This is a genomic window from Pseudochelatococcus sp. (assembly GCF_050946405.1).
GTDB lineage: Bacteria > Pseudomonadota > Alphaproteobacteria > Rhizobiales > Beijerinckiaceae > Pseudochelatococcus.
Genome location: NZ_JBMNUS010000002.1, coordinates 555,626 through 569,262, shown reverse-complemented (window position 1 = coordinate 569,262; position 13,637 = coordinate 555,626). Strand labels below are relative to the sequence as shown.

Below are 13,637 nucleotides of genomic sequence, written 5' to 3'. Positions count from 1 at the left end.
GCGCCGGGTTGCCGATTTCAAGAAATTTCCGTCCGTTCGGACCATTTCGTCTGAACGGATGATGCCGCAACTCCCGATCCAATGATTCCGTCTGAATGAAAAACACCCAGGCGCTACGCGGGCTTAGAGCGTTTTCAAGCAAAGTGGATACCACTTTGCCTGAAGAAAACGCGTCAAGTCAATAAGATAGAGCATCTCGACGCTTCAACGAAATGCCGGGACTAAACACTTAGAATGCGAGCTCCTGCTGTCGGTCGAGCTGTCGGCTCGGGCAGGCGCGCGAGGTCGAGGCCCGCTCACCCTTCAGCACCCGAGCGATCGCCTGTCCCGCAGCCTTCGCGAGTGGCGGCGGGACGGCGTTGCCTACTTGGGTTCTGACGTCCGTGCGATTGCCGAGGAAGCGGAAGTCGTCCGGGAAGCCCTGGAGGCGCGCCGCCTCGCGAGGGGTGATGGCTCGATGCTGGGTAGGGTGTCCGTATCTGCCTCGCGTGAAGCTGTCGAAGCCTACCGTGATGGTGGGGCACTGCCCCTCCCACGTCAGGCGTCCGTAGACGTCCGGCCATCCGCCGCTCTTCACGTCGGCGACCTTGTGGCACGGCAGCCTCAGGTCCCATGGGATGTCCTGCCAGCCACCGCCCGGAGGGACGTGGGAGAACCTTTCCTCGTTGAGCGCGGTGATCCTACACTTCCGATGGTTGTAGTGGTCCGGATGCTCGCTGTAGTCGTCGGGAGGGGGAGGCAGGTCCCCTATGACGTCCCTGACCGAGACATACTCGTCGGATGTTTCCAGAAACGGGCTGGGTCCACCGACGTCGTTTCTGATACCTATTATCAGGAATCGGCCGCGCGTCTGCGCCAGCCCGAAGTCGGAGCCGCAGACCTGGAAGCAGGTGATGGAGTAATCGCTTAAAACCTCCGCAATCTCCTTGATGAAGGGAGCGCCCCGCTTCTGTCCGAACATCGCCACGTTCTCGAAGAGAAACGCCTTCGGATACATCTCGTTCGTCAGGCGGGCGAAGTCCAGGACCAGCCTGTTCCGCGGATCTTGCAGCAGAGCCGCCCCTCTCCTTTGCTTGGAGAAGCCTTGGCAAGGCGGTCCGCCGGAGAACAGGTCGAGCTCGCCGCGCCGTATACCGGTCATGGCCAATAATTCGGCACCGCCCACCTTGCTGGCGTCCATGACGTGTGAGTGCGGGCCCAAATTGTGATTGTACGTCTTGGTGTGGGCGGGATCATTGTCGAAGGCGAGCTTCACGTCGAAGCCCGCCTCCCGGATGCCGAGAGCCATTCCACCGGCCCCGCAGAATGACTCTATCGAACTCAGCATCGACTTCCCTTCAATCGAGTCACTCTCCAGAATCACAACTCGAGTTTTTCCACCGTAATCGCATCTTTCGGCTTTCGCAGTAAGCTCCGGGAGTTGCGCGCAGTTTTTCGCGTCCGATTTCCGTCATGGCAGTGCCTTTCGGTTCCCGCGACGCCGGTCGGGGCAGCGTGGATCCGTTGTCATATCCTCTTGCGGGACCGGCGATTGCAAATGCCGATGTTAGAGCCGTATTCGGACGGACAATCGCACCTGTTCCTGCTTCTGCGGCCAGGTTTGTCTTGCCAATGGCATTCGCACCGATCAGCGGCCATCGGTTCAGGCGGGAACGAGCCCGTGGTGGAGCATGATCTCGTTTGCTTTGGCCAGGTCGAGTTTGCCGGGCACGTTGATTACCTCGGCGATTTCCTCGAAATAGCGGCGGCCGATCGTTCCCGGTGTTATCGCCACGAGGGCCTTCGCGGTGGTTCCATGCAGGTTTTCATGATGATGCACGGCGCCTCGCGGGACGAATACGGCGTCGCCCACGCCCAGTTCCTGCGTCCGGCCGTCGACGGTGACTGTCAGGATGCCCTCCAGTCCATAGAGAAACTCGTCGGCATCCTTGTGATAGTGCGGCGCGGGTACGCGGGCCTGCGCGGGCACGGTGAGTTCGAAGACCGTCGCTCCTTCTTCGTTGACAATGAAGCGCAATTCCAACTGACCAATCCGCACCGTATCGATTTTATCAGATTGCATTGCTTTACTTTCTTATATAAGTCTATTTTAATAAAAAATATAAAATTACTTTATAAATATGTCAATGCGTATCGCTGAACGGTCCGCTGGCGGCATCCGGGCCGGCTCACCCTTCTTCGGACGTTCCGCCCATCGTCGGCTCATGCCGGCGTCGTAACGAAACGGTGACATGCGCTAACATCGCGCGGTGTTCCGTATTGCTCTCGCGAGGACTGTGAAAATTCTCTCGTGTGCGAGTTGCGTGACATTGAAGCGCAGGAACGAGGAGGCGGATTGCGAGGCGCTGAACACGTTTCCCGGCGCGAGGATGATCTTTTCCGTCATACAATGCCGTGCAATCGCCGCCGCGTCATGTCCGTCCGGCAAACGGCACCAGAGATAGAACCCTCCGCGCGGCAGCGTCCAGGGAACGAGGCCGAGGGGCGCCAGCCGGGTTATCGCCTCCGCGCGGGCGCGCGCCAGGCGTCGGCGTATCCCGTCCATGTGTTTGCGGTAGCCGCCGCCGGCCAGGACACCCGCTATCAGCGCCGTTGCGACCGGACTGGGGCCGCCGAAGCTCGTGGCGACCTGGAGATTGACGAGACCTTCGATCCAGTCCGGCCGGGCCGCGATATAGCCGCAGCGCATGGAGGCCGAGAGCGTCTTGGAAAAGCTGCCGATCCTGATGACGCGATTCAGGCCGTCGAGGACGGCGAGGCGTGGCGACGGCGCGGGCTCGAAATCCGCGAAGATGTCGTCCTCGACGATCGTCACGCCATGGGCTGCTGCGGCGCTCAGGACGCGATGCGCGGTCTGGGGCGAGATGCTGGCGCCGGTCGGATTGTGAAGGGCCGAATTGGTGATGTAGAGGCGGGGACTTGTGTCGCTGACGGCCCGCGCGAAGGCGGCGGTGTCCGGCCCCGTCGGTGTGAAGGGAACGCCGACGATCCGCACCCGATGCGCCCGCAACAGCGCCTGAAAATTGAAGTAGCAGGGATCGTCCACCAGAACGGCGTCGCCGGGTTGCAGCAACAGGCGGCATATCAGGTCGATCGCCTGCGTGCCCGAGCCGGTCAGCATGATCCGGTCGGCCGTAGTCGCGATCCCCTCGTCGGCGAAGCGGCCCGCCAGCAGGCGGCGCAGCGCGAGCGCGCCGTGCGCGCTGCCATAATCGGACAGCAGCGTGTCATCAGCCCGGCCGAGCGCCCGCAATCCTTTCCTGAGCGCGGCATGGGGCATCCAGTCGGCGGGCAGCCATCCGCAGCCCGGCTTGAGCACGGATGAATCGGCGTCCAGCGATTGTCTCGAAATCCAGAACGGATCGACGTCGCGCTCTCGCGCCGGCCCCATCTCCGCCAGAGCCATCGGCGGAAGATCGGCGCCCGTCACGTAGAAGCCGGAGCCGCGCCGCGCGCGGATGACGCCTTCGGCTTCCAGGCGGTCGTAAGCCTCGACCACGGTGGACGGCGATACGCCCATGGTCTCCGCGAAGCGCCGGATCGAGGGCAGGCGCTCTCCCGGCCCGGGCGCCCTGTTCGCGATCCTGATGCGGACGGCATCCATGAGCGCCTCCGTGCGCGTCTTTCGCTCCGAATCCACGATCTGCTCCGCTTGAAACCGTATGAGTCATCTTATCAATACGGATTTCCGCAATTGTATGGATCTGTGCCTGTTCGCGCCAGCCCTCGTCCCTGTATTTTCCAACGCGGAAAGGTGAGGGCAGATGGAACGAACAGCAACCGGATGGGGCAGCGGCCTTCTCGGCGTGATGATATTCAGCGGGTCTTTGCCCGCGACCCGTGTCGCGATCGCGGATTTTTCGCCGATGTTCCTGACTTCGGCGCGCGCGGTGATCGCCGCGCTGCTCGGGGCCTTGTTTCTGCTGGCGTTGCGCCAGACGCGGCCCGGACGCCGGGATGTCATTTCCTTGACGCTGGTCGCCGTCGGCGTGGTGATGGGATTTCCGCTGCTGACCGCGCTCGCGCTTCAGCACGTCACCGCCGCCCATTCCATCGTCTTTGTCGGATTGCTCCCGCTCGCCACGGCCATCTTCGGCGTGCTGCGCGGAGGCGAGCGGCCGAAGCCGGCCTTCTGGCTGTTCTCGCTCGCCGGCGCGGCCGTGACGGCGGGATTCGCGCTCTTCGGCAGCGAAGGCGGAACCGTTGCAGGCGATCTGCTGATGGTCGCCGCCGTGCTCGCATGCGGCCTCGGCTATGCGGAAGGGGCGACGCTTTCCCGGCGTCTCGGCGGCTGGCAGGTCATTTCATGGGCGCTGCTGCTGTCCTTGCCGGTCATGGCGGCCATCGCCCTGCTCACCCTGCCTGCCGCGTGGGGCGGCATCGGCTTTCCCGCCTGGATCGGCCTCGCCTATGTGTCGGTCTTCAGCATGATGGTGGGGTTCATTTTCTGGTATCGCGGCCTGGCCCTGGGCGGCATCGCGGGGGTGGGCCAGTTGCAGCTTCTGCAACCGTTCTTCGGCTTCCTGCTGGCGGCGATCTTTCTGGGCGAGCCGATCGCCTGGACCATGGTCGCATCCGCGGCGATCGTCGTCCTGTGCGTGGCGGGCGCAAAACGTTTTGCCTGAACGGCCGCGGCCGGCCGCGGCTCGCGCGGGCTTCAGGGCGAGCCGGCGATCACGGGTCGGGCGGCCGTTTCCCCGACGATGCGCCGCAGGTCGCTTTCGGTCAGCGTCTCCTTTTCCAGCAGCAGCTTCGCCGACCGCTCCAGCGTATCGCGGCGCTTGCCGAGCAGCGCCACCGTCCTGTCGAACGCCTCATCCACGATCCGGCGCACCTCGCCGTCGATCGCCGCCGCCGTCGCTTCCGAATAGCTGCGCTCCGGCGGGCCGAAGAAGGGCTGATCGGCGGTGAGAAAGGAGCTTCTGTCCTTCTCCAGCGCGATGTGGCCGAGCTTCTCCGCCATGCCGTAGCGCGTGACCATGGCGCGCGCGATATCCGTCACGCGGGCGAGATCGTCGGCGGCGCCCGTCGACAGATGGTGGAAGACGATCCATTCCGCCGCGCGCCCGCCCAGCAGCACGCACATCTTGTTCTCCAGTTCCTCCCGCGTCATCAGGAACCGGTCCTCGGTCGGCCGCTGGATCGTGTAGCCGAGCGCGCCGACGCCGCGCGGGATGATCGAGACCTTGTGCACCACGTCCGTTCCCGGCAGCGACATCGCCACGAGCGCGTGGCCCATCTCATGACAGGCGACGATCTCGCGCTCCTTCGGGTTGAGCAGCCGGTTGCGCTTTTCCAGCCCCGCGACGATGCGCTCCACCGCGTTGCCGAAGTCTTCCATTGCCACGGCATCGGCATTGCGGCGGGTGGCGAGCAGCGTCGCCTCGTTGACCAGATTGGCGAGATCGGCGCCCGTGAAGCCCGGCGTCAACGCGGCGATCTGTTCCGGCGATACGTCCGCCGCGAGTTTCGCCTTCTTCAGATGGACGCCGAGAATCTGGATGCGTCCGATCCTGTCGGGCCGGTCGACGAGCACCTGACGGTCGAAACGGCCGGCGCGCAGCAAGGCGGGATCGAGGATCTCCGGCCGGTTGGTGGCGGCGAGCAGCACGAGCCCGGCAGAGGGGTCGAAACCATCGAGCTCGGCGAGAAGCTGGTTGAGCGTCTGCTCCTTCTCGTCCTGCCCGCCCATGCTCGGCCCAAAGCCGCGGGCGCGCCCCAGCGCGTCGAGTTCGTCGATGAAGATGATGGCCGGCGCCCGCGCGCGTGCCTGCTCGAACAGATCCCGGACGCGCGCCGCGCCGACGCCGACGAACATCTCCACGAATTCCGAACCGGAAATGGAGAAGAACGGCACGCCCGCCTCGCCCGCCACGGCGCGCGCGAGCAGGGTCTTGCCGGTGCCCGGCGGGCCGACCAGCAGGATGCCCTTCGGCATGCGCCCGCCGAGCCGGCCGTAACCCTTCGGATCCTTCAGGAAGGCGACGATCTCCTTCAGCTCGTCCTTGGCCTCGTCAACGCCCGCGACATCCTTGAAGGTGACGCCGGTGTCGGCCTGCACGTAGATGCGCGCCTTCGACCTGCCGATCTGCATCAGCCCGCCGCCGTTGGCGCCCATGCGCCGCAGGAAGTAGATCCAGACGACGATGAACAGCCCCACGGGAACGATCCACGACAGCAGATCGCGCAGGAAGGTGCTCTCGATCCGCCCGGTGACGACGACGCCGCGCGACTGGAGATCGCGGGCGAGATCGGGCTCCACCCGCGTCGTGACGAACATCGGCCGGCCGTCGACGGGTTCCCTGAACCGCCCCTGAATGAAGCGGTCCGAAACGGCGACCTCGGCGATCTGGCCGTTGTCGAGATAGGTCGCGAACTGGCTGTAGGGGATTTCGGCGACCTGCGTGGCGGTCGAGAACACGTACTGGAATGCCATCAGCCCCAGAAAGGCGGCGGCCCAATACCAGATGTTGAACTGCGTTTTCCCGTTCATTCCCATCGCCATGGCCTTACGCTCCCGCGCCGTCGGATCCGCGCGCAGCATAACGCATCCGTCCCGGAAACGGGTATCGTTGTCGGGAAAAACACGATGCGCGGATGGCGGGACGGAGCGGCATTCGCTTCGTCCCGCCGTCTGTGCCGGGCTGGCCCGGCCGCCGATGTTACAGGGCGTAGCGCAGGATGGCGGCCAGCGCGCCGCCGCCGGGAATGTCGGCCTTGCGCGCGGCGACCACCCGCCCGCCGGATTGCAGCACGCGCCGGGCGATTTCATCCGTCACGCCGTAGTTCACCGCGTCGGGCGCCTCGTCGAACGTGACGCTGCCGTCATCGTCCGAGACGGTGCCCGATATCGTGGCGTCGATATCGGTGATGAGCGTGTCGACGGCGCCGAACGTCGCCGCGCGGGCGGCGGCCGCGATGTCGGTGGTGGCGCGTCCCTGTGCCTCGCGCGCCGTGTAGAGATCGCCCAGCGCCCGGATTTCGGCGGCGTAAACATTGTCGAGCACGCCGCGCGCGGCGGTGGCCAGCACGTTTTCGGAGGTTTCCCCGGCGCTGCCGGGAATGACCTCGGCCGCGACATGGGGATAGCTGCTGACGGAGCGGAACAGCGACGCCAGCGGCTCGGTGGCGGCGATGATCAGCGGGCGCTCGTCGCCGGCGAGCACGGGACGCAGCCCCCGGTCGATGGCGCGCACGTAGCGCAGCAGGTTGGCGTGTTCGCCGGGGCCGGCGCCGCCGCGCGGGTCGCGATCGCGCTCCAGATGATTGCGACCGCTCGGCAATTCGCCGAGGTTGCGCGGCAGGCCCGGCACGCTGACCTCGTGGGGCGGCAGATCGGCGGAGACTTCGATCAGCCGCACGGCGCCGACGCTGATCGCCAGCACGTAGGCGTGGTGCGGGAAGGTGACGGAGCGGATGAGCGGCTTCAGGTGGAAGCGGTCGGACACCTCGACGATATTCGTCAGGTTGTTGGGAAGCCGGAAGGTGCGGATGTTCTCGGGCGTGGCGAAGATCGCGAGGCTGTTGGCCTGCTCGATCCAGAAACCGTCATCCTCGATCAGCGCCTCGATCCCTTCCTGGATCGGCCATATCGAACGCTTGGGCGTATCGGCTTCCTCCAGCTCGGTGATCGCCTGCCTGAGAAGGTTCTTCAGCGTGATGCGGTCGGCCTTCGCTTCCGGGTCCTGCGGCGTGGTGCGCAGATAGATCGACACCGCCGGCGCGCTGCGGTAGCGGGCGAGCGCGTCGATCTGGGACCGGGTGGGAAGATCAATGTGCAACATGTGTCGTTTCCTGCCTGTCGTTCGGATATGTGATTCGGTATCGCGCCGAATGAAACATGCCCTCACTCTAGGCGGTGCCGGCGGATCGCGTGTTGATCGAACACAAATCGCTGCACGGCGCCGGAACCGGCGGCGGAGCACCTGACGGCCTTGCACCTGACGGCCTTGCGCTCGGCGGCCTTGCGCTCGGCGGAGCGTTGTGACAAGAACGTCCCGGAGTACTTTCCAATTCCGCGAAATCGGAAAGCATTCCGCGATTCTTCCCGGAAGCAGGTTCTGATCGGTGAATCCAGATCGGGGTGCTTCGGGCCTTTCGACAGAGGGATGGCGGCACCGCGCCGTCCTGTCGCGATTCTCCGGTCGGCGGGTTGCGCTTGCGGAAGGCGGAAATCGCTTCTCCCGGCTTCGGGCCAGTAGCTCAATGGTTAGAGCCGGCCGCTCATAACGGTCTGGTTGGGGGTTCGAGTCCCTCCTGGCCCACCAAATCCAGATATAGCATTGAAATTTCAGGACGTTTCAGGTTCGCGGCGATCGGCGCCGCCCGGCGTTTCCGTTGTATTGCGCCATCCTGCTTCGCGCCGCTCCGCGAAAATCCGCGCCATTCGCCAATGAGCCCGCTGCGGCGAAAAGAGGGGGAGATATCCTCTTCAGTGAGAGTCGACTTTTCCTATAGATAATATAGATGTTTTTTGCCGCAAGCGGCGGCGGGGCGCCGCGCGGCGAAGGTTGTCGATTGGTCAATTATCGAGGATAACGACAAATGACGGTGACGATAGATTACTTCTACGGGATCGGCTCTCCATGGGCCTTCATCGGGCTTGAGCCGTTTGTCGCGCTCGCCCGCCGTTTCGATGCGGAAATCCGGCCCTACCTCATTCCCCTGATCGAAGAGAACGGCGCCATCTATTCACGCAACCGCCCGGAAGCGCGGCGCGTCTATGGACGGACGGACCTGAAGCGCTGGGCGGCGCTGCGCGGAAAGAAGCTCGATCTGGACAACCGCGCCGGATTGTCCGACCCGACGCCGGCGGGCTTTCTGGCGCTCGCCGCGCAGCTCGAGGGTCAGGACTGGCTGCGCTTGACGGCGGCGTTGCAGGAGGCGCTCTGGGTGAGGGCCGAGGATATCGGCAACGCCGATGTGCGCCGCGCGATCGCGGACGCCGCCGGCTTCGACGGCGCGGCGCTGGAGGCGCGCGCGCAGCAGGACGACGTGCAAGGCGTCTGGAAATCGAACTACGCGGTGGCGAAGGCCGCCGGCGTTTTCGGCCTGCCCACCTTCCGCTACGATGGGGAACTCTATTGGGGGCAGGACAGCCTGCCGTTTCTGGAGCGCCACCTGAACGGGGAAAATCCGGCGCACTGATTTCCGCGCGCGTCGGAGGGAAATCACGGCCGTGACGACCCATCGCACGGCCGTTGTCCCGGACGGAAGCCCCGCCAGCGGGGCCGACGTTCCGATCCGGTAGACGGCGCCGCCGGCCCGAAGCAGCCGCGCCTTACCAGTCGCTGCCCGCGACATAGGTCGCCGCGAGTCGCTCGAAGCCGATACGGTCGGCCTCGCTGAAGCGGCCGGGCAGGGGGCTGTCGAGGTCGAGTACGCCGAGCACTGTACCAGGTTCGGTGCCGCCCTCGCGGATCAGCGGCACGACCAGCTCCGAACGCGAGGCGGCATCGCAGGCGATGTGGCCGGGAAAGGCGTGAACGTCCTCGACGACGATCGATTGCCGCCGCTGCGCCGCCGCGCCGCAAACGCCCTTGCCCACCGCGATGCGCACGCACGCCGGCTTGCCCTGGAAAGGGCCGACGACAAGCTCCCGCTCCGTGTGCAGAAAGTAGAAGCCCGCCCAGTTGAGACCGGGCACGAGCTGGAAGATGAGCGCCGATGCGTTGGCCGCGTTGGCGATCCTGTCGCGCTCGCCCGCGATCAGGGCGCGCAGTTGCCGGTCGAGTTCCGCGTGGAACCGCAGCGGATCGGAAGCGTCGACGGGAACGGCCTCGAACATTGAAAATCCCCCGGAGGCTTTCCGCGTTTCGCTGATTGGAGCGCATTCTCGTCGATCGGATGATTCCATTTGATCGGCAAGCGCTCCGGCATGGAGCCTCATTGCATCGGGCCTCGCGGCGGGCGTCAAGCGGATGTTGCGTCTTTTCCGGCGGTCCGGGTGCTCCCGGACACGTCGCGCGCGCCGGCGCGGTCGGCGGCCGGATTGACGCGCCGTCCCGCAGCCCTTCATATGGGGGCGTGAAGCGGAAGGGGGCTCACGCTTCGGGGCGGCGGACGTGACATGCCGAATCGTGTCGCTGCTCCGTCAACCTGTTTACGCATCAGGTTTTTCGGCCCAAAAGGCTGCGAGGCGATAAAGTGCGCGCGCTCGTCGGCTTGATGCTCCTGACGACGCCAATTGCGGGAAATGCAGTGTCATGATGCCCTTGTCCATTCTCGATCTCGTCCGCGTCACGCAGGCGACCGACGCACGCGGCGCGCTGCTCAACGCGCGCGATGTCGCCGTCCATGCCGAAACGTGGGGCTACAGCCGCATCTGGATCGCGGAACATCACAACATGGCCGGCGTCGCCAGCGCCGCCACCGCCGTCGTGATCGGCTTCATCGCCGATGGCACGCAGCGCATCCGCGTGGGAGCGGGCGGCATCATGCTGCCCAACCACGCGCCCTATGTCGTCGCGGAGCAGTTCGGCACACTGGAGCGGCTGTTTCCGGGGCGCATCGACCTGGGGCTCGGCCGCGCGCCGGGCACGGATCAGCTCACCCTGCGCGCCTTGCGCCGGTCGCCGGAGGCATCGGACCTTTTCCCGCAGGATGTGCTGGAGTTGCAGGCGTTTCTCGCGCCCGCCGGCCCCGATCAGCGCATCGTCGCGGTGCCGGCCGCGGGCACCGAGGTGCCGCTCTGGATTCTCGGCTCCAGCGGCTTCGGCGCTTCGCTCGCGGCCGAACTCGGCCTGCCGTTCGCCTTCGCGTCGCATTTCGCGCCCGATTATCTCCTGCCGGCGCTCGATCTCTATCGCAGCCGCTTCAAGCCGTCCGAGCAACTCGCGAAGCCCTATGCCATGGTGGGCGTCAACATCGTCGCCGCCGACAGCGACGCCGAAGCGCGGCGGCTGGCCACGACACAGCAGATGTCCTTCGCCAATCTCGTCGTCGGCAAGCGCGGCCTCAGCCTCCCGCCGATCGACGACATCGAGACCTATTGGTCCGGCGGCCAGAAGGCGCAGGCGCAGCGGATGCTCGCGCGCTCGATCGTAGGCGCGCCGGAAACCGTTCGTGCCGGCATCGCGGCGCTGGTGGCGGAAACGGGCGCGGATGAACTGATCGTCGTCTCCGACGTCTACGAGCATGCGGCGCGCCTGCGGTCGCTCGCGCTTATCGCCGCCGCCGCAGGGCTGGGCAATCCCCGCCCATGACGCAGAACCTCCGCCGCATCACGCTTACGACCGGCCGGGTGACGCAGGTGGCGCGCCACGATATCCGCGACGACGCTATCGCCGCCATCGCCGAAATGCTCGACGGCGTGCTGCTGGGCGGCCTGCTGCCGGCGCCCGGCGGGAGCGACGGATATCTGGTGGATGGCTCGCATCATCGCGACAACCTCATGGTCACGCTCTGGCGCGGATCGCGCGCGCAGCGGATGCCGATCCTCACGACCGCGGTCGCGCGCGGGCCCGGCCCGGCGCTGACGCTGTGGCGCGAGATGCACCGCAGCGCGCAGATGTCGCTGGCCACCGATACGGGTTCTCCGCCCCCGGAACCGTGGATTGCGGACCGTCCCGAGCCCGGCTCGCTTCTGCTCGCCGATACGCCCGCGTGGATCGAAAACTGGTCGCGCGGCCTGGGATGGGCGTGGATGGAATACGGCAGATAGAGCGTTTGCCGCCCGGACGGATTCAACCGAGAAACCGGAGGCGCATCGACGCCGAAATCCGGCGGCTTTCTCGATTTGTTAATTGCGGTTTATTAATTGCATTTTTTCGAAATAGACTGTACGGCTGCCCTCCGATCGGCAACGCAGCGAAAGGAACGGCCATGTCGGCTCTCGACCACCGCAACGTGGTTCATGTTCAGGAAAGCGGTCACGGCCCCTACGGCCAGTTCGTCAGCATCGGCCAGCACATCATGGGCGCGGACGAGCCGGGCGCGATGGGCGGGCGCAACACGGGGCCGGATCCGTTCGAGTTCGTGCTGGCCGGCATCGGCGCATGCACCGCGATGACGATTCGCATGTATGCCGACCGCAAGAAGTGGCCGCTGGACAATGTGCGCGTGTCGGTGAGGCATACGCGCGCGGGTGCAGACAAGGCGGGCGGCAAGCCGCATGCCGTCGAGCGCCGGATCGTGCTCGACGGCGCGCTCGATGACGAGCAGCGGGCCGCGCTGATGGCCATCGCCGCACGATGCCCGGTGGGCCTGGCGCTGGAAGCGGGCATGGAAATCACATCGATTGCGGGGTAAAGAAAATCCCTGCGTTCCGCGTTGCCGCGTCTCCGGCCTCGGGGCGCGTATCGGGCGAAAGCGACATCATGACGGCAGAAGCGCTCGCGCGCAGAAATATCCTCGTTCTCACGGCTGCGACGGCGCTCGGGGCGGCCGGCCCGCCGATCATCATCTCGCTCGGCGGTATCGTCGGCCAGATGCTGTCGCCCGACGCGGCGCTGGTCACGCTGCCGGTCAGCCTCTACAGTCTGGGCCTTGCGATGGGCACCATTCCCGCCGCGCTCGTCATGCGCCGTTTCGGCCGCCGCAGCGGCTATCTGTTCGGCGCCGGCATCGGCGTGTTCGCGGGGCTGGTGGCGACGCTGGGCATCGTGATGGCGGCTTTCGTCGTCTTCTGCCTCGGCACCTTCATGGCCGGTTTCTACGGCGCCTATGTGCAGAGCTATCGTTTCGCGGCGACGGATGCGGTGGAGGGCGCGCTCAAGGCCAAGGCGATCTCATGGGTGATGATCGGCGGCCTCATGGCGGCGGTGATCGGGCCGCAACTCGTCATCCACACGCGCGACGCCTTTCCGGCCGCGCCTTTCGCCGGCAGTTTTCTGAGCCAGGCGGCGCTGGCCCTGCTGGCGCTGCCGGTGCTGATGCTGCTGCGCGCGCCGCCTGCGACGGCCGGTCACGCGCCGGCGGGCCAGCGCCGTTCTCTGCGCGAAATCCTGCTCCGGCCGCGTCTGATGCTGGCGATCGCGGCGGGCATCGTGTCCTATGGCCTCATGAGCTTCGTCATGACGGCCGCGCCCATCGCCATGATCGGCTGCGGTTTCACCGTGGGCGAGGCGGCGCTCGGCATTCAGTGGCATGTGCTGGCGATGTTCGCGCCGAGTTTTGTCACCGGGCATCTCATGGCCCGTTTCGGCAAGGAGCGGGTGACGGCGGCGGGCCTGCTGCTCACCGCGGCCGCCGGCGGCGTCGCCTTGATGGGGCTGGAACTGGCCCATTTCTGGATCTCCCTGATCCTGCTCGGCGTGGGCTGGAACTTCGGTTTCATCGGCGCCACCGCGATGGTGACGGATTGCCATACGCCGGAAGAGAAGGGGCAGGTGCAGGGCCTGAACGATTTCCTGATCTTCGGCACGGTGGCCGCCGCTTCGTTTTCCGCCGGCACGCTGCTGACGGCATCGGGCTGGGAATTGATCAACTGGCTGATATTCCCGACGGTCGCTCTCGTGCTCGTGCCGCTGCTGTGGCGCTTGCCCGGCCGGCGCGAGCAGGGAGCGCTGCCGTAGGCCGGCGCGGCGGAAGGTTGACGCGGGTCAACGCGCCGCGCGGCGCGGCAGGGTATGCTGCGGAATGTGAAAGGCGGCGGCCGCGAGGAGCCGCACCGCAAACGCCGCTCCGGGAGGCGTGCA

At 65.9% G+C, this 13,637-nt stretch carries 12 protein-coding genes and 1 tRNA gene; 7 read left to right on the top strand and 6 right to left on the bottom strand.

The genetic code is table 11. The features are described 5' to 3' along the window. Positions 1-229: 229 nt before the first annotated feature. The 3 genes from ACOYJQ_RS06240 to ACOYJQ_RS06230 all read right to left on the bottom strand — a co-directional run bounded on the left by ACOYJQ_RS06240 (position 230) and on the right by ACOYJQ_RS06230 (position 3,640). Positions 230-1,327 carry a DNA cytosine methyltransferase gene (locus tag ACOYJQ_RS06240; protein WP_433457136.1) on the bottom strand — a complete coding sequence of 366 codons (1,098 nt, stop codon included), beginning with the start codon at positions 1,325-1,327 and terminating at the stop codon, positions 230-232. A 315-nt stretch (positions 1,328-1,642) separates the two neighbouring features. Beyond that, a complete protein-coding gene (locus tag ACOYJQ_RS06235) occupies positions 1,643-2,062 on the bottom strand; it encodes a cupin domain-containing protein (RefSeq protein WP_433457135.1) in 420 nt (139 codons plus the stop codon). A 174-nt stretch (positions 2,063-2,236) separates the two neighbouring features. Continuing rightward, complete coding sequence (locus ACOYJQ_RS06230; protein WP_433457133.1) at positions 2,237-3,640, bottom strand: PLP-dependent aminotransferase family protein; 1,404 nt, start codon at positions 3,638-3,640, stop codon at positions 2,237-2,239. Between the two features lie 124 nt (positions 3,641-3,764). Between ACOYJQ_RS06230 and ACOYJQ_RS06225 the strand changes: the two genes are divergently transcribed. Continuing rightward, a complete protein-coding gene (locus ACOYJQ_RS06225) occupies positions 3,765-4,625 on the top strand; it encodes a DMT family transporter (RefSeq protein ID WP_433457132.1) in 861 nt (286 codons plus the stop codon). A gap of 32 nt (positions 4,626-4,657) precedes the next feature. Here the strand turns inward: ACOYJQ_RS06225 and ftsH are convergent, their stop codons facing one another. Continuing rightward, on the bottom strand, positions 4,658-6,499 hold the full coding sequence (ftsH, locus tag ACOYJQ_RS06220; RefSeq protein ID WP_433457203.1) for an ATP-dependent zinc metalloprotease FtsH: 1,842 nt from the start codon (positions 6,497-6,499) through the stop codon (positions 4,658-4,660). 163 nt (positions 6,500-6,662) lie between these two features. Next, entirely contained in the window at positions 6,663-7,784 is a 1,122-nt protein-coding gene (locus tag ACOYJQ_RS06215; RefSeq protein WP_433457130.1) for a hypothetical protein, read from the bottom strand. Between the two features lie 407 nt (positions 7,785-8,191). Here ACOYJQ_RS06215 and ACOYJQ_RS06210 point away from each other — a divergent pair. Together ACOYJQ_RS06210 and ACOYJQ_RS06205 are read left to right on the top strand one after the other, a co-directional pair. Next, positions 8,192-8,267: transfer RNA gene (locus ACOYJQ_RS06210), tRNA-Ile, on the top strand. Positions 8,268-8,544: 277 nt separating this feature from the next. Further along, the gene (locus ACOYJQ_RS06205; protein WP_433457129.1) at positions 8,545-9,147 is read left to right on the top strand and encodes a 2-hydroxychromene-2-carboxylate isomerase; all 603 of its coding nucleotides are present in this window, start codon (positions 8,545-8,547) and stop codon (positions 9,145-9,147) included. Between the two features lie 133 nt (positions 9,148-9,280). On the opposite strand, the gene ACOYJQ_RS06200 is transcribed toward ACOYJQ_RS06205, so the two are convergent. After that, complete coding sequence (locus ACOYJQ_RS06200; protein ID WP_433457127.1) at positions 9,281-9,787, bottom strand: GAF domain-containing protein; 507 nt, start codon at positions 9,785-9,787, stop codon at positions 9,281-9,283. A gap of 418 nt (positions 9,788-10,205) precedes the next feature. Between ACOYJQ_RS06200 and ACOYJQ_RS06195 the strand changes: the two genes are divergently transcribed. The 4 genes from ACOYJQ_RS06195 to ACOYJQ_RS06180 all read left to right on the top strand — a co-directional run bounded on the left by ACOYJQ_RS06195 (position 10,206) and on the right by ACOYJQ_RS06180 (position 13,514). After that, positions 10,206-11,204, top strand: a complete 999-nt coding sequence (locus tag ACOYJQ_RS06195; RefSeq protein WP_433457126.1) for an LLM class flavin-dependent oxidoreductase — start codon at positions 10,206-10,208, stop codon at positions 11,202-11,204. Further along, positions 11,201-11,662 carry a hypothetical protein gene (locus ACOYJQ_RS06190; RefSeq protein ID WP_433457125.1) on the top strand — a complete coding sequence of 154 codons (462 nt, stop codon included), beginning with the start codon at positions 11,201-11,203 and terminating at the stop codon, positions 11,660-11,662. Before ACOYJQ_RS06195 ends, ACOYJQ_RS06190 begins: the two co-directional genes overlap by 4 nt. A gap of 161 nt (positions 11,663-11,823) precedes the next feature. After that, complete coding sequence (locus ACOYJQ_RS06185; protein WP_433457124.1) at positions 11,824-12,249, top strand: OsmC family protein; 426 nt, start codon at positions 11,824-11,826, stop codon at positions 12,247-12,249. 68 nt (positions 12,250-12,317) lie between these two features. After that, positions 12,318-13,514, top strand: a complete 1,197-nt coding sequence (locus tag ACOYJQ_RS06180) for an MFS transporter (protein WP_433457123.1) — start codon at positions 12,318-12,320, stop codon at positions 13,512-13,514. Positions 13,515-13,637 lie beyond the last annotated feature (123 nt).

Excerpts from the sequence above, each read along its gene's own strand:
- ACOYJQ_RS06240 (WP_433457136.1), bottom strand. The coding sequence starts at position 1,327 with ATGCTGAGTTCGATAGAGTCATTCTGCGGGGCCGGTGGAATGGCTCTC.
- ACOYJQ_RS06235 (WP_433457135.1), bottom strand. The coding sequence starts at position 2,062 with ATGCAATCTGATAAAATCGATACGGTGCGGATTGGTCAGTTGGAATTG.
- ACOYJQ_RS06225 (WP_433457132.1), top strand. The coding sequence starts at position 3,765 with ATGGAACGAACAGCAACCGGATGGGGCAGCGGCCTTCTCGGCGTGATG.
- ftsH (WP_433457203.1), bottom strand. The coding sequence starts at position 6,499 with ATGGGAATGAACGGGAAAACGCAGTTCAACATCTGGTATTGGGCCGCC.
- ACOYJQ_RS06215 (WP_433457130.1), bottom strand. The coding sequence starts at position 7,784 with ATGTTGCACATTGATCTTCCCACCCGGTCCCAGATCGACGCGCTCGCC.
- ACOYJQ_RS06205 (WP_433457129.1), top strand. The coding sequence starts at position 8,545 with ATGACGGTGACGATAGATTACTTCTACGGGATCGGCTCTCCATGGGCC.
- ACOYJQ_RS06200 (WP_433457127.1), bottom strand. The coding sequence starts at position 9,787 with ATGTTCGAGGCCGTTCCCGTCGACGCTTCCGATCCGCTGCGGTTCCAC.
- ACOYJQ_RS06195 (WP_433457126.1), top strand. The coding sequence starts at position 10,206 with ATGATGCCCTTGTCCATTCTCGATCTCGTCCGCGTCACGCAGGCGACC.
- ACOYJQ_RS06190 (WP_433457125.1), top strand. The coding sequence starts at position 11,201 with ATGACGCAGAACCTCCGCCGCATCACGCTTACGACCGGCCGGGTGACG.
- ACOYJQ_RS06185 (WP_433457124.1), top strand. The coding sequence starts at position 11,824 with ATGTCGGCTCTCGACCACCGCAACGTGGTTCATGTTCAGGAAAGCGGT.
- ACOYJQ_RS06180 (WP_433457123.1), top strand. The coding sequence starts at position 12,318 with ATGACGGCAGAAGCGCTCGCGCGCAGAAATATCCTCGTTCTCACGGCT.